Source organism: Ferdinandcohnia sp. QZ13 (genome assembly GCF_031324165.1).
Classification (GTDB): Bacteria; Bacillota; Bacilli; order Bacillales; family Bacillaceae_L; genus Ferdinandcohnia.
This window is the reverse complement of record NZ_JAVIVW010000015.1, coordinates 1600240-1623715: the sequence shown is the minus strand read 5'-3', so window position 1 is coordinate 1623715 and position 23476 is coordinate 1600240. Positions and strand designations below refer to the sequence as shown.

Genomic DNA, 23476 nt, shown 5'->3' with positions numbered 1-23476 from the left:
TCTCACCCCTTTACTCTGAAATCATGGAAGCCCGAAGCAGCTCCTGCTGAAATGCGCGTAGTCGCTTATTCATAGTGGCAAGCTTCGTAATGTAGTCATCCCAACGGTCTTCTTGTTTTAATTTTTTGTAATGAGTTCGGATCTTGCGCAAGTATTTAACTGCCTTTTTATAGCTTGGTCGGTTTTTGCCCTCGATGGCCTTTGCCACAGCCTGATGGTAAAGCGGAAGCAAAGCCGCTCGGTCAAGGGTTTCAATTTGTTTTATAATATAACGGTCCATTTCATCAATATCATAGCCGACCATGATCTGCAGCTCGACCCATTTCCGGTATTGGTCATTATCAAGCAAATAGTCGTTGTATTCCACATAGCTATACGGAAGAAGCTGTTTCAACGCGTTAATATACACGGCTGAATCGCGCTCATCTGCGTAAGCCATGATGTGTTGTAAAAACAGCCGCGTCATGTGGCGGCGTCCTTCGTAGCTTTGTATGCCAAAGATGTAGCAGCGGATTCCTTCTACCGCATGGTCAATCCATACGCGAGCCCGGTCCCAATTTTTCGATTCTGACAGATAGGAAATCCACCAAAAGCTATAGGGGATACCCTGGTTTCCAAGTTTTTTCATTGTGTTGATAGCAGTCGCGTCGTCCTGTTGTAAAAAGCGAATATGGGCATAGGCAATCAAGTGTGTTTGGTGTTCGGTGCCCAATGCATTTTCTTCAAGTTCTAGCCATTTTTTTCGATTGAAAAAGGTGGCCCAAAGTAAACGGTACATTTGCATGCGCTCATATTGGAATAAGGTGTCTGCCAGAAGTGTGTTGCGAACAAGTTCGAGGCTTTCCTCAAGCATTTCGTCAAGTGAAAAGGAAAGAGACACCTTCCGCATTTCAAGTGAGTTGTCGAGCACGACATCTGTGAAATTATGAAAGTAAGGTCGAATATACGTATCCACCTGGTAATTTCGAAATTCAATTTGTCCGAGTAGCTCTATTGTTTTGCGAATGCAAAAAAGAGCAGCATGGATGTGATACAAGCGTTTGAGCTCCTCGGAGCGTGGTGCTTTCCTTTGTAAGGTTTGAAAAAGGGAATGGTACAAGGTCGCGAATGAATACACATTTTTATCACGTTGACCTGATTCAAACCGCTGATATTCACTGTTAAAAAGGGTAAGCCAGCTCTCAAGTGAATTCTCCTTGTATTCGACACGCTGTAGGACGTTTCCTTTTATAACAGGAATCGAGGCTAGCGTAGGCTTCGGTTTGCTGCCAGCCTTCCACTGTTCAAGTAGAGACCCCACGCGATCGACACTTGCATACATATAGAAAAACAGTGCCATCCGGTGGCGACAAAAGGAAGGAGATGGGCAGCTACAGCTCGACATTTCTAGGAAATCAAGTTCAAGTGTGACATCAACAGGGGTGACGTCCTGCACGCGGCCCTCCAGGGTTTTTCCGTTGTATTGTACATTATAAACACTCCCCTGACGGTAGAGGTTTAGTCCTTTTTTAATTAAATTGCGGTCCTCTTCATTTTCGAACGTAATCATATTGCGAAGCTTTTCTGAAAAATGCATGACTGCATCTTTTGGTATATCGTTTTGAAGCAAAGTGGTCTCACTCCCCACGTGCAATAGTTAAATGTGTCATTCTTACCGTACTTTTTGAACATCCACTAAAATCATATCTTTTTATTATACCGCAAAATCGTATAAATTTGGATTCCTGGCTTTGAAGCGGTGTGCCTTTTACCTGTATTTAGAAATATTTTGAGTAAGACAGTCGCAAAAATGATGTCTCTGGCGTACATGTATAGTAAATACTTGGCGGAATTGGTTTCTCCATCCAAGCTCCCCGAGTAATCATTTTCTCCCAAAGTGCCATGATGGTACTTACTGAATTCTTGTCCCTGGTGAAGGCGTCTCCATTCTTCACCAGGCAATTTTTAAATCAAGGCACTTTTTCAGCTAGGAGTGAACATACATTGGATGATAAATCTTCAGATGAGGTTATTTCGATTGATGAGAAAAAGGTAAGAAGAGCGTTAATTCGAGCCTATATGAAGGGCGAAAGAAGTGCAGAAATCGATATTAAGCAATTCATTCAAGACTTAGCAAATGATATTAAAGGTTTTCCTACAACATAGTGATATGCCTAAACTGCCGTAATTCGACACATTTTGGGTAGTACAGGCTTGCCTTTAGCTGTCTGCCAAATAAGGATCTTATTTTTAGGGAATCCCTTTGGTGACGCGTTCTTAAGGACAAGACTTACTACTTTTGGCGTATGAAAATAATAAATTTGGGCAATAGAAATCCTCCCGTTTTTCTGACATAATTATCAACACAAACATTTAGCGGTGTTTGTGGTTACCCAGCATTGGTCAGTGGTTTTCACGCCATTCGACTAGTCTGGGTTTTTATTGGGTTTGAAGGATTTTTTTAAATGAATTCGTTTTCAAGGACTTGGATTGTGATTTATAGTTAATACATATATTATGATAAGACCAGACCCAATTAACTGAATGTTATGATAAGGGGGGAGCAAATTGAAGCTTCCAGTAGTATCCTCGCATAAACGGGAAAATTATGCGAAGTTTTATATGATTATTATCGCTGTGCTAGGTTGGGGTGCTGTGGTGAATGCACTTTTTCATCTTGAACCAACAAACGATATCACCGTTCTACTTTTGCTCACAGTGTTTTTAGCGATTACAGAGTATTACCCAATTCCGCTTTTGAGAGGTTCAACATCGATCTCATTCCCATTTATTTTTGTGATGTATGAGCTGTTTGGGGTATCGTATCCCATCATCATCTATGCGGTAATTGCATTAGGGATTAATATCCTTCACCAACGTCCGTTGAGACTTGTTCTGTTTAATCCCGCACAGTTGACTTTAAGTGTATTTTTAGCGGAATACATCTTATCACATACAAACGTGGATCAAATTCTTACATCAAGTAGTGACTTTTTTTCAGGATTTAGTACATATTTACTTTTTCTTATCTTCTTTTTTATCATAAATAATTTCATTGTCGATATCGTGTTGCTCATTCGTCCGCAACCCTATACGCTTTATTTATTTAAAAACAAATCACTAACTGAATTAAGCAATGTAGGCATTTCCTTATTATATGGAGCGATGATGTTTTACCTTGGGGGTCGTACAATTGACGAGTTCTCACTATTCTTCTTCTTCTCTCCATTGGTTGCTGTTTCGTTATTATACTCAGTCATCTCAACCCTAAGAAACGAAAAAAGAAGGTTGAATGCTCTTTTTGCGATTACAACCGGGGTTAACAAGAAAATCCACTCACCTGAGTGGATTGATACATTTAAAAATACGTTCTCGCAAATCGTGGATGTGCAGGCACTCATGCTATGGGTGAAGGAGAACGATGTATGGAAGATTTTATACTCTGACGGGCGTGTGATCCCGAAAGATGAGTTGACTGGTGAAGCGCTAGCTCGTTTTGATGGAAAAAAGCAACCGATTGTCTATCAAGATAGAGTAAAAAAGCTTGGCCCCATTGATGAGTATTTTAAAAAGGATATGAAGGCATTTGTGTACTCACCGATGGTCGTTGAGGACGAAACGATAGGGATGCTCGTTGTTGCAAAAAGTCGGTCACGAAGCTTTGAGGAAGATGAAATTCATTCAATCGCCACGCTTTCGAATCAGCTTGCGGTTGCGGTGAAGACTAGATTTTTAATCGAGGAACAAGAAAAGCGAATTATCCTTGAAGAGCGTAACCGAATTGCTAGAGGCATCCATGATGGTGTGGCTCAAACATTAGCCGGTGCCGTCATGAAGCTTGAGACGGCGGAGCGAAAATTTAAAAGTCATCCTGAAGAAACGCGAAAGCTCATTCGAGAAAGTATGGATAAGTTAAGGCTTAGTTTACGGGAAGTGCGCGAATCAATTTATGAACTGCGCCCATACCCAACGGAGCGGGTTGGGTTGTCAGTCGCTATAAAAAAGCGAATTGAAATGATACGGAGCGAGTACAATATTCATTTTTCATTTGATATTAGAGGCCAAGAGGTTACACTTAGTCCAATGGTCGAAAAAGAATTATTTGATATTTTTCAAGAGAGCCTGCAAAACACAATTAAGCATGCACAGGCCACCAAAATAGAAATACTGTTAAGCTATCAAAAGGAGCAGATTATTTTAAAAATAAAGGATAATGGTGTAGGGTTTTCATTGTTCCAGGCAATGGTCAAGGCACAAAACAATCCTCATTTTGGAATTTTAAATATCAATGACGCAGCAGAAAAAATTAATGCAACTCTTCAAATTGATACAAAAGAGGGACATGGTACGGATATTACATTAACTGTTCCAAAAATGGGACTTGAAGGAGGTAGTACTGTTGATCAAGCTTATGTTGGTGGATGATCATGCTGTGTTACGTGACGGACTGAGGAATATTTTAGAGCTTGAGGAAGATATTCGGGTGGTCGGGGAGGCGGTTTCCGGGGATGATGCGCTTGAGAAAGTGCCGATGTGCGAGCCTGATGTTATTTTAATGGACATCAACATGCCCCAGAAAAATGGTGTGGAAACAACAGGTATTTTGAAGAAAAAATATCCTTCGATTAAAATTTTGGTGCTGACGATGCACAACCATGATGAGTATTTTATGGCTGCCATTCGCGAGGGTGCCGACGGGTATTTGTTAAAGGATGCTCCATCTGAACAAGTGGTCGAAGCCATTCGAACAGTCGCACGCGGGGAGTCTGTGATTCATCCGTCGATGACCAAAAAGCTTCTTAACTTCCATCAACAACAACAGGAGCAACCGAAGGACAATGCACTAACAGAGCGGGAAACGGAAGTCCTTCAATGCCTGGTGGAAGGCCTGAGCAATAAAGAAATCGCCGAGCGCCTCTTCATTAGCGACAAAACCGTAAAAATACACGTCAGCAAAATCTTCAAAAAATTTGACGTCAAAAGCCGCTCCCAAGTCGTCATCTACGCCGTGCAAAACAAGTTAGTGCCGATGTAGGTGCCAGGGGTATGGTTCTCGTGGCCCCTTGGGTCGCGGGGACAGATTCGTTGTCCCAGTATTCTGGGCTTTGGAGGTGCCCCGCCCCAGCAATTTGCGCTTTTTGAATTTGAGGGTCAATAACTGCTTTCCGTTTGTGGAGGCAGTTTTTTTATGCCCCCAAATGGAGGTTGGGTACATTTGGGTATAAGCCTAATAGTCAAAACGAGTGCTGTTGACTGTATGCTTTTCTGATCGGTGAGCTGTAATTTATGTAATGGTTTTTGCGCGATGTTACAACAATATGTCTTTTGTATAACAAGAAATACTGCTTTTTTAGCGGAGTTTTACGTCTTTTGTGGAATAGGAAACCTTCAGTAGTGGCGCGATAATGGAGTTAAGAAAGTTACATATGTAGTCTGAAAGGGGAAAAAGATGAGAAAACTTGCTGTTGTATTATTTGCGCTTTTACTGGTGATCCCGACATTTTCACAAGAAAAGAAGACGGTTTCTGCAGTTGAGACGGGTTCAGTGATCATTGATCCTGCTTTAGAAGCAGTGTGGGACAAGGTTAGTTCCTTGCAGGTGATCGTGACGTTCAACGGGGATGGGGCCCCAAAGGAGCATCAATTGAATCTGTTAAAAATGCTTGGAATTAAGGTTGGCGTTTCGATGAAAAGTCTGCCAATTGCGGGAATTGTCGCGACGAAAACACAAATTGAAAAACTCGCACAAAGTAATGAAGTCCGCTCGATCTATTTTAATAGAAAGCTAGAGTATTTCAATGAAACATCGACGGAAATAACCGGTGTTGACCGTGTGAGGGCGGATGAGGAAATCAGATTGGCAAACGGCGACCAGCCTGTAACGGGTAAGGGAGTTGGGGTTGTCGTCAATGATAGTGGAGTTGATGGGACACATGGCGACCATCTTTTTGGAAAAAACCTTGTGCAAAATGTACTTGGATCTGTGAATTTGGCGAATTTGGCACCAGGACTTCTTCCGATTACTTACCTCGAAAATGTGCCGAATACGGATACGAATTCGGGCCATGGTACACATGTGGCCGGTACGGTTGGTGGAACGGGCGCGAAGTCAAATGGAAAATATGAAGGTGTAGCACCAGGAGCAGACTTAATCGGCTATGGTTCAGGTGCAGCGCTGTTTGTTCTAGATGGTATTAGTGGTTTTGATTATGCGATTAATAATAAGGATAAATACAATATTCGAGTCATCACAAATTCCTGGGGTTCAACAGGTGATTTTGACCCGAATGATCCAATTAATATTGCCAGTAAAAAAGCGTATGATGCTGGGATAACGGTGCTTTTTGCTGCAGGAAATGAAGGACCGAGTGAAAATACTCATAATCCATATGCAAAGGCACCGTGGGTGATTTCAGTAGCAGCGGGTGACAGTAGTATCAAATTAGCGGACTTCTCTTCACGGGGGACAAATGGAGTGGGTGGTACTTTCACCTTGGATGGTAAAGAGTGGACGTGGAAGGATGCTCCGACTATTACGGCACCAGGCGTGGATATCGTGTCTACACGGGCGATTGCACCGATTTCATCATTAGCGGCTTTACAGGACGTGCAAACCTTGAATCCATTACATTTGCCGTTCTACACGATTATGAGCGGGACATCAATGGCAACACCACATGTTGCAGGAATTGTAGCGCTCTTGTTGGAAGCAAATCCACAGCTGACTCCGGACGCCATTAAGCAAATTATCGAAGACACAGCGGTACCAATGCCGGGTTATGAGGAGTGGGAAGTTGGCGCCGGGTATGTTGACGCCTACGCAGCAGTGAAGATGGCAATTGAAATGAAGGAGACCGCGGGGACGGTTCCTGGGGCTCCTTAGTTATGGGCCACGGAACCTGTCAATTCGTCCCACGTACAGCCATTAAGTCATATCGACTTAATGGCGTTTTTCCGTACCTTACGGTAGAAAGTCAGCCTTCCAGATGAACTCCGAAGGCTTTTAAAATACCAAACATAGTGTTTATCCGGCACATCAAACCCTATCGATACGACCACAAGAGCGTCCAGTCGCCATCTTCTTGAACCACGAAGACATCTTGGTGGATGGTGAAGGTACCATATGTGCTTTTGTAGGTTTGAGTGATAGGCACTTTATAGACATCGTGGAAGATGGTGGAGCTTTTCGTCATCTGCCAGGATTTTAGTTTTTCAGCATCCTCCATCGTAAACTTGAACGTATCGGTCCCGAGATGTCCAACAAACACATGGTTGCGCTGCTGGATGTAATCGGCTTTTTCGAACCGCTCCTGCATCAGGGGATGGAATAATTCCCAGGAGCTTCCGAAATCTGCATCCTGTTCGTATTTATAAAAGGATTGAACAAGCTCTTTGGCTTTTTCCTCCGGCGAAGAACGAAACAATGATATTAATAGAATAACAAAAAGAATGACCCCAACTATGATCAAAATCAACTGAATGGGCAAGCCGCGTCGTCTTCTCATATGTAAACAAAATCCCCCTTAAGCTTGTTTACTATTATGGATATGCCTTCGGAAAGTTGTCCTAGTACAAGATTTCATTCTTGATTTGGTGTGGGACAACGAACCTGTCCCTCTGTCCCGTGAGCAAAAAAATAGGCTAGAGCCTATGCCCTAGCACTAAATTTACTCAATCGAGTTAAAAACGGACGACGTGGACCTTTGCCGTAACTTACAAAAAACAGCCGATCTTCAAGTCTTTTATAAAAACGAATTCCCACGATCTTTAATGGCGTCCAAATTTCTTTAAATGTATAATAAGGCAAGTTTAGCACTCCTCCCCAGGCAAAAAATGATTTTTATATTATTTTTTGAATTTTTTAATCTATTTAAAAAATAATAGCATGTCCATGGAGATAAAAATGTGGAATCGTGTAGAAAAAAATTAAATTATTTTGGTCAAATTTAGACAAAAAGCGCTAAAAAAGGCCCGTTTTAGGAAAGTTGCCTTCAAAAAGTGCTAATAATCGCTATATTTTTACATCGATTTTCCCAATATACAAATTTGTAATACATTGGTACTATATAAATATAGTAAAATACTAGATTGGTATTATAACCAGTCATACTCTAGTTAGTTAATGTAGAGAATGGGGATTTTCTACATTTGACTATATATTTTACCTGTAGACTTTTTTCTCTTTTGCCCTGCTCATGGTGAGCGGGGCTCTTTTTTTGTTTGTAATCGAAAGTGTATACTGGTATTTAGAGATGGAGGGGAGTCAGGTGGATCAACAAATTTTGCCCGCATCGACGACGATGAAGGAATTCGAGTATTTTTTAAAAAGTAAATATGAAATCGGGATTTTTACGGAAATTCACATTGCTCAGTTGAAAAATATTAAGAGGCTGGCCAATGAATATGGGAAGAAGATGATCTTTCATGTGGATATGGTACATGGGATCAAAAGTGATGAGTATGCGACGGAATTTATTTGCCAGGAATTTCAGCCGTATGGGTTAATCTCGACGAAATCAAGTGTGATTCAAAAGGCGAAGCAAAAGGGAGTTTTCGCGATACAACGGATGTTTTTGATTGATACGCATGCCCTTGAAAAAAGCTATAAGCTCATTGGAAAAAATCAACCTGATTATATTGAGGTGCTACCAGGAGCAATGCCGTGGATGATCCAAGAGGTGAAAGAAAGATTGAATGTTCCGGTGCTTGCAGGTGGCCTGATTCGGACAAAAGAGGAAGTGCAAAAGGCGCTTGAAGCGGGTGCTACTGCCATCACTACGTCAAAAAGGGAGCTTTGGGTATAACTTTATTCAGCTGATCACCCATTTCTGCTGAATAAAGTTAATGCCTCCAGCGGATAAAAAAGTTTTCAAATCCTATCGCAACGTATTTGACCCACCTCGTGTAGACCTAAAATCGGGCACAAACACGCCAAGGCTCTTCTTTTTTGATACAATTTGGCATAATTTGTTGGGAAGTTTATGTGTAAGCGTTGTCATTATTTCGTTATAATATAGGTAAGAAAGTGTGAGGAGGCGAAGTGATGGAAGAGAATCCGAATCAATTAGCGGTTGGTATGGTGTGGGGAACGACCTTGAGTATTCCGCTTTGGATTGCGTTTTTTGGTTGGTTGAAGCTTCTGTCACATCTCTTCTTGTAATCGGAATTACACGCGGACATTTTTAAATAGAGGGGCCACAGGAACGTCCCTGTAGCCCCTTGCCTGTGGTCCCAGCCAATAAAGGGACCACATGAACCGTCCCTATGGTCCCTTTAGCCATTTTTCTTCGAATTCGGTTTTGGGGAGGGGCCTGCTGAAGTAGTAGCCTTGGCCGTAGGTGCAGCCTTGGTTGATGAGAAATGCGAGTTGTTCTTTTGTTTCGATACCTTCGGCGACGACTTTGACGTTTAGGTTATCGGCCATTTGAATAATCATTTGAATGAGAGCTTTGGAATCTGAATTAAAATTTCGAATAAAAGAACGGTCAATTTTTAAACAGTCAATGGGTAGTTGATGAAGAACGCTTAAGGAGCTATAGCCGGTGCCAAAGTCATCAAGGCTTATGCTAATCCCAAGTTTCTTCAATTCGCGAACGGAATCAATCGATCTTTCCAAATTAATCAAAGCACTTTCGGTTATCTCGATGTCTAAGCGATGAAGGCAGGTGGTGTGTTCTTTATTCACTTCCTCTATAAAATGACACAAGCTATGTTTTTCAAAATGCTTTGGCGACAGGTTCACTGAAATATGCTCAAACTCATAGCCTGCCTCGGTCCACGAATAAATCAATCCCAACACTTCTGTAATAACCCATTCACCGACATCCACAACCAGACCAGTATCTTCAAGTACATGGATAAAAACGTCCGGCCCAAGCACTCCTTTTTCAGGGTGATTCCAACGTAATAAAGCTTCAGCCCCGCGAAATTTTCCTGTTTGGATTTCAAATTGTGGTTGAAAATATACTTCAAATTCCCGTTTTTCAAGAGCTTCCTTTAAATCCTGCTCAAGCTTAAAGCGTTCCTCAACCTTTTTTAAAAGTGTATCATGATAAAAAATAAGCTGACCCCGACCGTGCTCCTTAGATGCATACATCGCAAGGTCCGCCTTTTGTAGTAATTCCTCAATGGTTTTGGCGTCAAACGGAAAACGCGCAATTCCGATGCTTGCAAAAACCTCTAAGGTAAACTCCTGATAGGTAATAGGGAGGCAGATTTCATCAGCGATGGCCCATGCAATTTTTTCAATTGCATCATGCTGCACCAAGGGAAGAGTCACGGCAAATTCATCGCCACCGATATGGTATGCAACACCTTGGTTGTCTACTTCTCTGAGACGTTTGGCAACCTCCGTTAGAACTGCATCTCCAGCTAGGTGTCCATACCGGTCGTTGGTCTTTTTAAATTCATTCAAATCAAGGTAAATGAGACTAAAAGGAACTACATTCGCGATATTTTTGGCCACATCCTCACTTAGCTTCCGTTTATTCGGTAAATTGGTGAGAGGTGTATGGTAGGCCATGAAGTGGATTTTTTCCAAGTTTCTCTTTTCCTTGGTGATATTCATCATAATCCCGTAGATTCCATGGATCTTATTCTCTACTATAATGGGGATGTTCCGGACAAATACATCAATCAAGTCGCCCTTGGAGTTATGTATTTGAACCTCATATTCCACAACCTCTCCCGTCAATACTCTTTCAAATCGTTGTTTTGTTACTTCTAGCTCATGTTCAGGTAGAAAATGAGTAAAATGTAAGCCAATAATATCCCTTTTTTCCATCCCTGCTAGTTTTTCTGAACTTGGGTTTATATCAATGATGAATCCGTTCGGATCAATCATAATAATCGAGCTTGGGTTTAAATCGTAGAGAGGGCGAAAATAGCGCTCTTGCCTATTTAATTTTCGCTGATACCGATTGCCGAGAATCGCAACGAACGTACACAAGAACATACTCAATAAAAGGAAAGGCAAAAAGATACTACTAGAAAAAAAGCCGTCATCTGGGATTACTAGGCTCATTCCTCTAATATGTTGGAAGGTGATGAGGGAGTTTGTATATTTTAATATAAAGGTTGAAATCATACGTACACCTCGGCAAATGCAACTTATACGATTAGTATGAGCCATTGTGGTGAAAATATTGGAACCTCAGATATTTTTTTCTTTTTTGCGTATAAGATGGTTGAGATCTGGCAACGATGAATAATGTATTCCCCCCCTTTGTTTATATATTTTTGTTGAACCTCCTTTTTGGAGGTATTTTTTTTGTCTTTTTTTCAAAAACGATGCCCCTTTTTGCCCCTTACCTCTCTATAACATAGGTGTAAAGGAGGTGAGGGACATGGCAGTTTTACAGGATATTCAACGTACACAGTTACGATTTGTATTTGAAAACGGGATTGATGACAAAGGCAAGATGACTTATAAAAACAAAAACTACAACAACATCAATCCACTTGTCACAGCTGAAGATTTGTTTTCAGTAGCTATTTCAATTGAAAAGCTTCAAACATTACCGCTTGTCACATTGGAGCGTAATGATAGCTATTCACTAGCTAATGAAGGACAGTAAGCTTTAAAGAAATTTTAAAGAAAGGGGGACTGAAAAGTGGCAAAAACACTGGAAATGCAATTTAAAAATGAGGATGGAAAGACAACAACTATTTCCATTGAAAATCCAATTGAACCTGTTGATGCAGGAGCGGTTTCCGCTGCAATGGATCTTATCGTATCAACAAATGTATTTCTTACACCTGGTGGTGCGATTGTGGAGAAAAAAGGCGCACGCGTAGTCGAGCGAAATGTTGCAACAGTAGAAATGTAATGAGAATGGGCCAACTCTCTAGGGAGTTGGCTTTATTTATAACTTTATTCATTAAAAAAATGAATAAAGTTATAAGCCTCCGGCGGATGCCTCAGATTTTTAGAGGAAACTTTTCGAGCAAGCTCGAAAAAAATCTGGGCGCAAATACGCCAAGGCGTATTTGATATGGAAGGAGGAGTTTTGGTGGAACAGTTCTTGCCTTTTATTCAAGAGGTTGGTTTTCCAGTCGTCGTGACATTCTATCTTTTGCACCGGATCGAAACGAAGCTTGATAGTGTCATTGACTCGATTCAAATGCTGCCGCAAAGCATGAAGGCCGACCCACCGTATGAGACAAAGAAAAGTATATCGTAAAAATTGTGGCACCTGACTTAGGAAGTCGGGTGCTTTTTCATGTCTAAAAAAGGAATGAATAAAAAGGAAGGTGAGAAACTAAGACCAAAGATTGGATAATGAGGTGTTCCGTTTTGGAAATTCAAGGATATAAGCTTGTGAAAAATAAAGATGAATATACACTAGTGGTCTTCTTGGACTCACAAATGACAGAATTTGCATCCGAGTTTGGCGGGTATTTTCAACACAAAAAAAAGGACCTGAATACACAAATTCGCCAGCTCGTTAAACATAAATTCCCACATCTGCCGATTAGGGTTGCGAAGGTGCTAGCGGGTTCAATGCTGGTTACGACTTTTTATTTAGGAGCGACGGCCCCTAACGTTGGAGCGCAAACCATCAGTGGTCAAACCCAAGCAGTCAACGACATATACACGGTAAAAGCGGGCGATACCCTATACTCGATTGCCATGCGCTACAATGTGTCAGTGGATTCGATTAAAAAAGTGAACGGACTTACGTCAAATATGCTGTTTGTGGGTCAACAACTGAAATTGCCGTTTTTCACCTATACGGTGGCCTCAGGCGACACGCTTTACAATATTGCAAAACGTTATAACACAACGGTTGACCAAATCCGTACAGCCAACCAATTAAAATCAGACATGCTGATGATTGGGCAAAAATTACGGATTCCACTGTTGCAGGCAACACCTGCGCCACAGCCAGTGGAGGAAACCGCGCCAACACCAGCTCCAACACAAGAAACATTCACATATACAGTTGCCGCGGGTGATACGTTGTATGGGATATCCACAAGATTTGGCACGACAGTCGATGAGATAAAAGCGCTCAACAGCCTAACGTCTAATGTGCTAAACATTGGGCAAGTGCTGAAGATTCCCGGCAGTGAAGCTGAACCAGTTGTGGTTGCACCGACAAATCCAACGCCAACTCCGGAACCAACACCTGTCACATCGACCTATACAGTTGCTGCAGGTGACACGTTATATAGCATTTCGCAAAGGTTTGGTACAACCGTCGATGCGATTCAGACTGCGAATCATTTAACAACGACAAATTTAGTTATCGGCCAGGTGCTAACGATTCCTGGTGAGCAGGTAGCTCCTACTACACCAGAAGAGCCTATACAGGAAACTCCCGCAATTAACCTAAAAGCGCCAACTTTGGTTACTACACAGATTATCAATAGCCAATCAGCTGCCGCCTATCCGGTGAAAGGAACAGCTGAGCCTGCATCGCAAGTCCAAGTCGTCTTTTTCGATGGAGTCAATGCACCGATTACGACGGAAGTGCTTGCGAATGAAAAAGGCGAATTTAATACATTTGTGAATCTCAGCAAATTGCGAGACGGTCCAATCTCAATTACGTCGAAAGCCATTGCTTCGTCCGGAAACGAAAGTGGCATGACGAAGTTAACGGTGAAAAAAGATACCACAGTGGTGGCACCCATTTTTCAGGAATTACAAGACATCACCGGTAAAAATGTAGCAAATTATACGTTCACAGGAACGGCTGAGCCAAATGCGACAATTGCCATTCGCGCAACAGATGGTCTAAACCAGGCAATTGAATCGACAATTACAACGAATGAAAATGGCACTTTCCAGGCTGCTCTTAATCTTTCTGGTTTGAATGACGGTGTAATCACCATCACTGCAACCACAACCGATGAAGCTCAAAATCGTTCAACACCAGCACAAGTTACCGTTACAAAGGATTCGATCGTGGGTGAGCCTGTCCTAGACACAAAGCAAACCATTACCACACAAAACGCCAACCACTACACATTGGTTGGAATAGCAGACCCAGGCTCGACCGTCCAAATTGTGTTATCAGATGGAGTGAATCCGGAAATGACGGTTGAGGCTGTGGCGAACGAAAGTGGCGAGTTCCGCACAAATGTGGACCTTCGCGCTTTGAATGATGGGGAAATTTTTGTCACAGCGAGTGCAGTTGATGAGCATGGAAATCAAAGTGATGTCGAGCGCGCAACTCTCATCAAGGAAACAACCCTTGCACCCCCAGTCATTAGAAATACAGAGATCATCAACAGTCTGACCGCAACTAACTATCACATTTTTGGAATGGCGCAACCTGGTACGACCGTTGATATCACAGTGTCTGATGGGGTGAATCCAGATATCATCACATCAACAACTGCGAATGAAAACGGGGAGTACAATGCCGCCATTGATGTGAGTGCCATGTTGGACACGAATTTGACCGTCTCTGCATTTCAAACAAGTGCAGCCGGCATCACAAGTAATGTTAGTAATATAACAGTTGAAAAAGACACAAAAGCACCTACTGCACCGATTTTTAATAACAATCATTTTATTACTGGTGAAAATCAAGCGACCTACGAGCTAAACGGGAAAGCCGAAGCACATTCAGATCTCCGAATTCGGATTTTTAACGGAAATGGTCAGGAACAGGTGGTGACTGCAATCCCAAATGAAAATGGTGAGTACCGTGTTCCAGTTGATTTAACCGCTTTTTCAGATGGAGATGTGTCGTTTGAATTGACCCAGGTCGACCGAGCGGGAAATGTAAGCCCAGCAGTCACAAAGACTCTGGTCAAGGATACAGTGGGGCCTAACGCGATCCAGTTGGAAACGCCGCTGCCCATTTTTTCGGATAATGTGTTGGTTTACCCCATTCGTGGTGTCGTCGAACCACATAGTACAGTTGTGATCGAAACTTCGGACGGCGTCAATGTAGTCACGAAAACGGTAGAAACGGATGACGAAGGCAGATTTGAGGAAATTTTTGACCTGAGTACGTTGAAGGATGGGGGGCTGACCGCTACATTCCGTGCGACTGACAATGCTGGAAACGTGGGTGAAGCGCAAAGCTTTACGCTTGAAAAAGATACAACAGCACCGGCCGGGGTGGTGACGAATCAGCCAACGTATGTGAACAGCGGCAACCAGTCTAATTTTACTATTACGGGCTCTAGCGTCGAAGAAGGTGCGACCATTGAGATGGTTGTCAGCGATGGCACGACAACGGTGACGCAAACTGCCCAGGTTGTAAACGGTACGTTCGGCGCCAATTTGAATCTGTCGGGGCTGAAAGATGGACCGTTGACCTTTGAAGCGCGACAAACGGACCGAGCGGGGAATCGAAGTATTGCAGAGGCGTTGACGATTCAGAAGGATACAGTCGTTGAAAATGCGGTCGCAACGAAGAATGGATTCCGCTATGAAAACCTGCAGTACATTTATACGGTGATTGGAACGGCTGAGGCGAACGCAAAGGTTGAGGTTTCCCTTTTTGATGCGGATAAAAATGTACTTGTGACACGAATCGCAAATGCAGATGGAAATGGATACTATTCAGTGGATGTATATGTCGACAAGGCTTCTAGCGTTGCGTCGGCATCTGTTACGCAAACCGATGTCGCTGGAAATACGAGCGAGGTTACCAATGTTTCGATGAGTTCGTACGCCGTTACACAAGGTGATACTTTGTATAGTGTGGCGAAGCGCTATAACACAACGGTTGATTCATTGATGACATTGAATAATTTGACGAGTGACGTACTTCAGCCGAACCAAACATTACGGCTGCCGATTACAGCGAGCGAGGTTGTCAATTTAGGGTATATGTACTTTGGCAACACAAAGCAATATGTAAATACCGTAAATTCCACAGGGCATGCGGTGAATATTGCATCACCAAGCTATTTTGATATCAATGCGGATGGAACACTGAAGCTCACCTATCAGGTTGACCCGAATTTTATCGAGACGATGCATAGACAAGGAATACGCGTTGTTCCATTTTTAAGTAATCACTGGAACCGTGATGTGGGCCGGGCGATGCTTGCGAACAAGGAGCTTGCGGCCCAGCAAGTTGCCGATGCCATCGCACGTTATAATCTGGATGGAGTCAATGTTGATATTGAAAATGTGACCGATGCGGACCGCGCCAACTATACCGAATTCGTTCGGCTGCTGCGTGAAAAGATACCGCCAACAAAGGAGGTTTCCGTTGCCGTTGCGGCGAATCCGAATGGTTGGAATGCAGGGTGGCACGGGTCGTACGATTATACAAATCTTGCGAAATACGCAGATTATCTCATGATCATGGCGTATGACGAGAGCTATCAGGGTGGCGACCCTGGCTCGGTTGCGAGCTATTCGTGGGTGGAAAAATCAGTTCAGTACGCGTTGGCGCAGAATGTCGCACCGGATAAAATTGTCCTTGGAATCGCGCATTTTGGACGCTATTGGATGGAAGGACAAAGCTATGGTGGCTATGGCATATCAAACACTCTGGTCCAGACGTTGATTGATCGCTATAACGGAACCGTTGTGTTTGATGAGGTGAGCAAAACGCCTAAAGCAATTGTAACGATTAAAGAGGGTGATCCGGTGACATTTGTAAGTGGAGCTGCACTTTCACCAGGAACCTACACGATTTGGTTTGAAAATGACGAATCAATTCAGGCAAAGCTTGGGCTTGTCGGCAAATACAATCTTCGTGGGGTCGGAAACTGGAGCCTTGGCCAGGAAAACAAAAGTGTCTGGAACAGCTACACAACAACATTGCCTAACACCGTACCTGTTGTGTCACCGGTATACACTGGACCAGTTCAGAACTATAAAACGTACACAGTTGTTGCAGGCGATACGCTCTGGGTAATTGCGAACCGCAATGATATAACGGTGAGCGAGTTAAAAGAGGAAAACGGTCTAACATCGGATTCGTTGTATGTTGGACAGGTATTGCGGGTGCCAACGAATGAATCGGTGAGTGTCGTAACACCGCCGGCTCCGCCAGCACCTGTGTATACCATGAATTATACGGTTGTGGCTGGCGACACATTGTCTGGAATCGCTACTAAAAATGATACCACCGTGACCGCTATCAAAAATGCAAACAACTTAACAACAGACATGATTTACGTCGGACAAGTATTAAAAGTGCCAACAAATGTTGTGGTGCATACCGTCGCTTCAGGTGATACCCTATACGGAATTGCCAAACGCTATAACACCACCGTCGCCAACATAAAAACGGCAAATAACTTAACAAGTGACATCCTAAGTATTGGACAAACGTTGAAGATACCGGTTTAGGTAGTGGAACCCGAATGTCTTTGTGGCGTTCGGGTTTTGTGTTCGCCCAGCATGGGCGAACTCTAACGGGTGAAAGTCCCGAGTGCGACCTTGTAGCGGTAAGCACATAGCTAAAAGCAAGGGTGTCCATGGAGACGTGGAATCTGAAGGAAGCTCACGGCAAACCTCCGGTCTGACGAACAGAAACCATATAGGAGGCAACGTATGAGGATAAGACTGCACAAGAAGTTAAAGTCCAATAGCTACAGTAATCATACGGTGTAAATATGGCAGATAGATGGAGGGAAAGAGTTCGTACCTTAACTGGGGAGGTCTCACTAAGCTATACCAAAATCTTATAGAGATATAAGACTGGATGGTGAGAAGTCAGCAGAAGCCGTAGTAGTGAAGATGTCTAATGAAAGTTAGAAGGAGCGAAGGGCTGAACAATTTTATCGTTATAGAAATCTCAATTGGAAGAGGAAATAGACCACTGGCACATCGCGACAAAGTGGATACCGCCTTCACGAGACAGAAAGGAAATAACAAGCATGTATGAAGGAAAACTACTTGATAAAATCCTAAACAGGGATAATCTTAACCTGGCATTCAAGCAGGTGGAAAAGAATAAGGGTGCAGCTGGTATAGATGGAATGACTGTAGATGAATTGGGGGCATATATGGCATTAAATAAGGATGAAATCATCTTACAAATTCGCCAAAGAAAATATCAACCCTCTCCCGTATTAAGAGTGGAGATTCCTAAACCAAATGGCGGAGTTAGACTTTTAGGAATACCAACGGTCAAAGACAGGGTCATTCAACAAGCAATTGCACAAGTACTTACACCTATATTTGATAGGCAATTTAGTGAATATAGTTATGGATTCAGACCAAGACGGTATGCAGAGATGGCTATATTACAAGCTCTAGAATTTCTAAATGAGGGTCATGATTGGATTGTAGATATTGACCTAGAACGTTTCTTCGACACGGTCAATCACGATAGACTAATGAATCTTGTATCAAAAACAGTAGATGATGGTGACGTCATTTCTCTCATTCGTAAGTTTTTAGTGAGTGGGGTACAAATAGATGAAGATTATGAAGAAACAGTTATAGGAACTCCGCAAGGAGGAAACTTATCACCCTTACTCAGCAATATCATGCTTAATGAATTGGATATGGAACTTGAAAGACGAGGTCTCCGTTTCGTCAGATATGCGGACGACTGCATTATTATGGTCAAAAGCGAGATGGCTGCGAGACGAGTGATGAGGTCAGTGACAAGGTTTATAGAAGAGAAGCTAGGCTTGATTGTTAATGCCAGTAAAACGAAAGTAACAAGGCCAAATGACCCCTCCATGAAATTTCTAGGATTCGGTTTCTTCAAAGATTATCAAATGGATTTGTACAAAGCAAAACCACATCAAAAGTCAGTAGAAAACTTCAAGTTTAAGTTGAAACAATTAACACGGAAAAACTGGAGTGTTGATACGAAGTATCAGGTTGAAAGAGTCAACCAAGTAATACGAGGATGGATAAACTATTTCAAAATTGGTTATATGAAAAAGCTGTTGGGAACAATAGATTCCCACACAAGAGTTAGACTACGGATGTGTATTTGGAAGAAATGGAAAACAGCCAAAAACCGTAGAAAGAATTTAATTAAACTGGGAATGAACAAATATAATGCTTATAAATATAGCCACACCAGTAAAGGAATAGTACGTATCGCTTACTCATGGGTACTTACCACAACAATAACGAATAAGAGATTAGCCCAATTTGGACTAATCTCATGCGTGGAACATTATAACAAAGTACATGCTTAGTATAAAATTGAACCGCCGTATACGGAACCGTACGTACGGTGGTGTGAGAGGACGGCACGAAAGTGCCTCCTACTCGATTGACTTTTAGTTAGTGACAGTATTTCTTGGATAGTGACAGTAAATTGAGGTTAATGACAGTATTTTTCGGATAGTGACAGTAAATTGAGATTAATTACAGTATTTCTTGGATAGTGATAGTAATTTGGATTAGTGACTGTATTGTTGATAAATGTGAGCGTCGGGAATATGGATGAAATCGAACTAGTATCTGTCGGGCTGCGCAAATATGAGTGAATCGACGCAAATATGTGAGGTAAACGCAAAAATGTGTAGGTTGACATGACACAAAAATGTAAGGAACGACGCAAATACGTGCCCATACACGCAAATCCCGATTCAACGACGCAAATCCCAGCAAAAAGATGCAAACCCGTGTCTAGATCTTATTCCCCTTCTGCAAAATGTTACCAATCACATTATTTTACAAGGATTTATGATATGATAGTGTCATAGATAGAAGAGAAGGGTGAATGATTTGAAGGTTATTGGACGGAACGATCTTTGTTCATGTGGGAGTGGAAAGAAATATAAAAAATGCTGTGGCCGGTCTGCGGTTGTTTCAATCGATGAAGTCGTAGAAAATGAACTGAACGATATTCAGCATGATATGTTTCAGTACGCATTTCATATGTACGAAGAGGTTTTAGATGACGTTTTGGAAGAGTATGCGGAAATTTTTGATAAGCTTCCAGAGGATGTGTATGATTTATTCTCATTCTTTTCACGCGTTTGGGTGGTTAGCTCGATTCCGTTAGAGGAGAAAACGATTCTAGAAGAGTATGTTGATATATATGGTCCGAAATGTAGCCGCCCACGTACGCGCGATCTTTTAAAGAAATGGAAGGCAGCGCGACCGTCTGCCTACACGGTAACTGAGGTGGATGAGCGGGGAACCTATATGACGGTATGTGATATTTTTACGGAAATCGAACACCGCGTGCGGATTTATGAAACAGAGACGGAAGTAGAAGCAGGTTATTTTGTGTTCGGAACGCTGTTGCCTGCTGGAGCGAACTCCATCTTTTTCCCAACATTTCTTGAGTTACCAACGGAATTTGCGGGAGATATGCGAAACATGATTCTTGAACTCTTTGAAAAGAGTGGAGAGAGCAATCCTGTTGATTTTATGTCACATGAATTTATTAATGTATTTATGGTGTTTATGTTTGGAAAGGCGAATGTAACGGCAGAGGATTATCAATGGAAGACGCCAAAACAGCGAGAGGTCGCCGAAATGTTCCAGATTCGGATGAAGGAGTACGATTACGATGAAGACATTATTGGGATAGGTCTTTCATTGTGGCATATGTATTGTGAGCGTAAAAATCCAAGGATTATTAAAACGGGAATTTATGAAGCGGCATTGGTGTATATGGTTGAACAAACTTATCCATATGAAGGCACTTCTACTTATGAAGAGCTTGCGGAAGAATATGATGTATCACCAAGCAGTGTTTCATCAAAATTCAAGGAACTCGAGAAAATCCTTCGTGAGGAAATTGTGAAATACAAGGCACATGTCGATAGTGTTGAATTTGCTGATCAAGAATAATGCAACCCACTTGCTGGGTTGTTTTTTTTTATGAGCAAAAAGAACTACAACTCCGTCTTCCGACTCATTTTTACAGAAAATAAAGGAATTTGTCGGATTCCTGTGTAATTTGTAACAATGAAGCTACGAAAGGGAGGATTTAGAATGAAGAAAATGGTCAAATTTTTAGGTGTACTGGTTGTATTGTTGATGCTTGTTTTGCCTGGAAACCCCGCATTTGCACATGGGGATGATTGTGAATGTGGTGTGACCTATTTGCAAGGAGCGGAGCGCAACAAGGTTGTTGCGAACACGTTGAAATTAACTGAGTTTAAGAAAGTGAAGGCAGACATAGGAAAAGAGGGCTATGTATTTGCTGGAGCGGATCAGGTAATGGTTGTCCATATGCCTTTTGAAGGAAGCATTTTAACAATCGTCGCAGTTCCATTTGTTCATGAAAATGGAGATGTAATATTCGCAGGCTTTACGAATGGAAAATTCGCTGGATTTCAAGGAGAACCAATGGAATAAATCCACGTTTTAACCCCTAACATATAGTTGGGGGTTTTTTGTCGGTAATTTGTAACAATTTTCCTTTGCAAAATTTAGCGAATAGTGTAAAATGGATTTTAATTGGAAAATAAGATTGGTAGGTAAAAAGAATGAGTGCCGAGCAACTTTTAAAAATAATGATTGATATTCAGAAAAAAGTAGAAGATACATCTACGATTACCACAGAAGAGGTTATGCAAGACCTTATTGGTAGATTGAAAGAGTGTCAATCCGCTTAAAATCTAGTACCGAAAAAACTGTAGTCAGGAGCCAGAGGGAAATCTCTGGCTTTTTTGTGTGTGCGCCAGGCATGGCGACTATCTAGGTGGTGAAAGTCCACTGTGGGGGTACACATCGACCAACCACTAGAGAAGCGCAAGGTGCTTACCGCGAGGTAAGTGCTGAAGGAAGCGTGTATCAAAATCTTGGCTCGACGAACAGAAATCTGATACCAAGGCTCTATAGGAGGATAAGGCTCCACAACAAGTCAAAGTCCAAAAAGATGTGCGTAATCCTATCGAGTAAATCAGGCGAGTAAAAGAGGAAAGATAGTTTGTCTTACCCTGGGAGGTCTCACGGACAGCTGAGGAGTCCCCTATAAAGAAAGCTGGTCGAAAAAGGTTTACCGTGAGAAGTCAGCCGAAGCCATAGTAGTGATGAAAACATGAAGGGCTGAACAATTTATAGTGTTTCTACACCATGAATGCACGGAAGATATACTTCAGAATGTGTTAATGAGGAAAGTATGAGCGTATCTCAGAGGATACTCAAAAGTGAAGTGTCTTTTCGTCACATGAGAGGAAAGGAAGAAACGAGTGTGGAACTTTTAGAAGAAATTTTAAGCAACCAAAATATGAACCAAGCCTATAAGCGTGTATACCGCAAGAAAGGTGCAAGTGGAGTAGATGGTGTGAGTATAGATGAATTGAAGGAATACCTGAAAGAACATAAGGATGAACTTCGTTCTCAAATCCGAAAAAGGAAATACCAACCAGCTCCAGCACTGCGAGTAGAGATTCCAAAAGAGAATGGAAAAATGCGCAAATTAGGTATCCCAACAGTTGTTGACAGAGTGGTACAACAAGCAATTAGCCAAAAACTGAGTCCCATATTTGAAAAGCAATTCAGCGAATACAGCTACGGTTTCCGACCAGGAAGAAGTTGCGAAATGGCAATTATTCGGGCTCTTGAATATTTAAATGATGGATATGAGTGGTTAGTAGATATTGACCTGGAGCAATTCTTTGATACAGTGCACCACGACAAATTGATGAGAATCATATCCCATACGATAAAAGATGGGGATGTAATTTCCCTCATAAGGAAATATCTCGTAAGTGGTGTGAGGGTCAATGGTAAATATGAGGATACGCCAGTTGGAACACCGCAGGGAGGGAATCTCAGCCCTCTTCTAAGCAACATTATGTTAAACGAACTGGATAAGGAACTGGAAGCAAGAGGACTGCGTTTCGTTAGATACGCAGATGATAGTCTCATTTTTGTAAGAAGCGAAAAAGCAGCGAACAGAGTGCTAACTTCCATTAAAACATTTATCGAGAAGAAATTGGGGCTGAAAGTGAACGTAGAAAAGAGTAGAATCTCTCGTCCCACTGAAACGAAGTTTCTAGGGTTCGGCTTTTATTATGATTTCAATATGAAGAAATTTCAACCAAGACCACATGGGAAATCGATTCAGAAATTCCAAAGGAAACTGAGACAACTAACGAAACGGAGCTGGAGCATTTCATTAGATATAAGAATCGTTAAACTGAAACAAGTTATCTTTGGCTGGGTCAACTACTTTAAGATAGCCAACATGAAGAAAGTGCTTAGAGTAATAGACGCAAAACTTCGTTCTAGGTTACGAGTAATCATTTGGAAGCAATGGAAGAACAGCAGGAAGCGAATTAAATCTCTTGTTCGGCTGGGTATACCCAAAGAGGAGGCAAAAGGCTTAACATATTGCCGAAAAGGCTATCGTTTCATTGGACTATCGAAGGTAGTCCATAGAGCATTATCCAATAAACGTCTAAAGCAAAGGGGTATTCCCTTTACCCTAGATTATTATCTAAAAGTACACACTGTAATATAAATTGAACCGCCGTATACGGAACCGTACGTACGGTGGTGTGAGAGGGGAGGAAAGCTATTTAACTTTCCCCTCTACTCGATTTCTCTAACATAACCCCCGACAATTCGACTGCCTATGGGTATTCCTGTAATTATTTGATGAACGAAAGGTAGAGGATTGGCAAAAGACTCGTCTAA

18 protein-coding genes are annotated in these 23476 nt (G+C 42.1%); 14 read left to right on the top strand and 4 right to left on the bottom strand.

The window, feature by feature from the left end:
- Positions 1-10: 10 nt before the first annotated feature.
- Positions 11-1609: an SWIM zinc finger family protein gene (locus tag RGU12_RS21870; protein ID WP_309537953.1), complete on the bottom strand. Its 1599-nt coding sequence runs from the start codon at positions 1607-1609 to the stop codon at positions 11-13.
- Positions 1610-1983: 374 nt separating this feature from the next.
- Here RGU12_RS21870 and RGU12_RS21865 point away from each other — a divergent pair, with 374 nt between their 5' ends.
- From RGU12_RS21865 to RGU12_RS21850, 4 genes are all read left to right on the top strand, one after another.
- Complete coding sequence (locus RGU12_RS21865) at positions 1984-2145, top strand: YwzD family small protein (protein WP_309537952.1); 162 nt, start codon at positions 1984-1986, stop codon at positions 2143-2145.
- A 402-nt stretch (positions 2146-2547) separates the two neighbouring features.
- On the top strand, positions 2548-4404 hold the full coding sequence (locus tag RGU12_RS21860) for a GAF domain-containing sensor histidine kinase (RefSeq protein ID WP_309537951.1): 1857 nt from the start codon (positions 2548-2550) through the stop codon (positions 4402-4404).
- Positions 4379-5014 (top strand): response regulator, encoded by a 636-nt coding sequence (locus RGU12_RS21855; RefSeq protein ID WP_309537950.1) that lies wholly within the window; start codon positions 4379-4381, stop codon positions 5012-5014. The genes RGU12_RS21860 and RGU12_RS21855 overlap by 26 nt, the downstream gene beginning before the upstream one ends.
- A gap of 414 nt (positions 5015-5428) precedes the next feature.
- Positions 5429-6862, top strand: coding sequence for a S8 family serine peptidase (locus RGU12_RS21850; protein WP_309537949.1), 1434 nt, complete (start codon positions 5429-5431; stop codon positions 6860-6862).
- Positions 6863-7022: 160 nt separating this feature from the next.
- Here RGU12_RS21850 and RGU12_RS21845 read toward each other — a convergent pair whose 3' ends face one another.
- On the bottom strand, positions 7023-7484 hold the full coding sequence (locus RGU12_RS21845; protein WP_309537948.1) for a hypothetical protein: 462 nt from the start codon (positions 7482-7484) through the stop codon (positions 7023-7025).
- A gap of 143 nt (positions 7485-7627) precedes the next feature.
- Positions 7628-7786, bottom strand: a complete 159-nt coding sequence (locus tag RGU12_RS21840; RefSeq protein WP_309537947.1) for a hypothetical protein — start codon at positions 7784-7786, stop codon at positions 7628-7630.
- 460 nt (positions 7787-8246) lie between these two features.
- Between RGU12_RS21840 and RGU12_RS21835 the strand changes: the two genes are divergently transcribed.
- Complete coding sequence (locus RGU12_RS21835; protein WP_309537946.1) at positions 8247-8783, top strand: glycerol-3-phosphate responsive antiterminator; 537 nt, start codon at positions 8247-8249, stop codon at positions 8781-8783.
- 458 nt (positions 8784-9241) lie between these two features.
- Here RGU12_RS21835 and RGU12_RS21830 read toward each other — a convergent pair whose 3' ends face one another.
- Entirely contained in the window at positions 9242-11065 is a 1824-nt protein-coding gene (locus RGU12_RS21830; RefSeq protein WP_309537945.1) for a putative bifunctional diguanylate cyclase/phosphodiesterase, read from the bottom strand.
- 259 nt (positions 11066-11324) lie between these two features.
- On the opposite strand from RGU12_RS21830, the gene RGU12_RS21825 reads away from it, so the two are divergent.
- The 9 genes from RGU12_RS21825 (at position 11325) to ltrA (RGU12_RS21785) (ending at position 23300) form a co-directional block, all read left to right on the top strand.
- Positions 11325-11555 (top strand): DUF1659 domain-containing protein, encoded by a 231-nt coding sequence (locus RGU12_RS21825; protein WP_309537944.1) that lies wholly within the window; start codon positions 11325-11327, stop codon positions 11553-11555.
- 36 nt (positions 11556-11591) lie between these two features.
- A complete protein-coding gene (locus RGU12_RS21820; protein WP_309537943.1) occupies positions 11592-11807 on the top strand; it encodes a DUF2922 domain-containing protein in 216 nt (71 codons plus the stop codon).
- A gap of 183 nt (positions 11808-11990) precedes the next feature.
- Entirely contained in the window at positions 11991-12161 is a 171-nt protein-coding gene (locus RGU12_RS21815) for a YvrJ family protein (RefSeq protein WP_116352074.1), read from the top strand.
- 554 nt (positions 12162-12715) lie between these two features.
- Positions 12716-17251 carry a LysM peptidoglycan-binding domain-containing protein gene (locus tag RGU12_RS21810; protein WP_309537942.1) on the top strand — a complete coding sequence of 1512 codons (4536 nt, stop codon included), beginning with the start codon at positions 12716-12718 and terminating at the stop codon, positions 17249-17251.
- A gap of 530 nt (positions 17252-17781) precedes the next feature.
- A complete protein-coding gene (gene ltrA / locus RGU12_RS21805) occupies positions 17782-19065 on the top strand; it encodes a group II intron reverse transcriptase/maturase (protein WP_309534225.1) in 1284 nt (427 codons plus the stop codon).
- Positions 19066-19600: 535 nt separating this feature from the next.
- The gene (locus RGU12_RS21800) at positions 19601-20677 is read left to right on the top strand and encodes a YecA family protein (protein ID WP_309537941.1); all 1077 of its coding nucleotides are present in this window, start codon (positions 19601-19603) and stop codon (positions 20675-20677) included.
- A 144-nt stretch (positions 20678-20821) separates the two neighbouring features.
- Complete coding sequence (locus RGU12_RS21795) at positions 20822-21187, top strand: hypothetical protein (protein ID WP_309537940.1); 366 nt, start codon at positions 20822-20824, stop codon at positions 21185-21187.
- Between the two features lie 131 nt (positions 21188-21318).
- The gene (locus tag RGU12_RS21790; RefSeq protein WP_262983931.1) at positions 21319-21447 is read left to right on the top strand and encodes a YwzD family small protein; all 129 of its coding nucleotides are present in this window, start codon (positions 21319-21321) and stop codon (positions 21445-21447) included.
- A gap of 578 nt (positions 21448-22025) precedes the next feature.
- The gene (gene ltrA / locus RGU12_RS21785; RefSeq protein ID WP_309535409.1) at positions 22026-23300 is read left to right on the top strand and encodes a group II intron reverse transcriptase/maturase; all 1275 of its coding nucleotides are present in this window, start codon (positions 22026-22028) and stop codon (positions 23298-23300) included.
- The last annotated feature ends 176 nt before the right edge of the window (positions 23301-23476 follow it).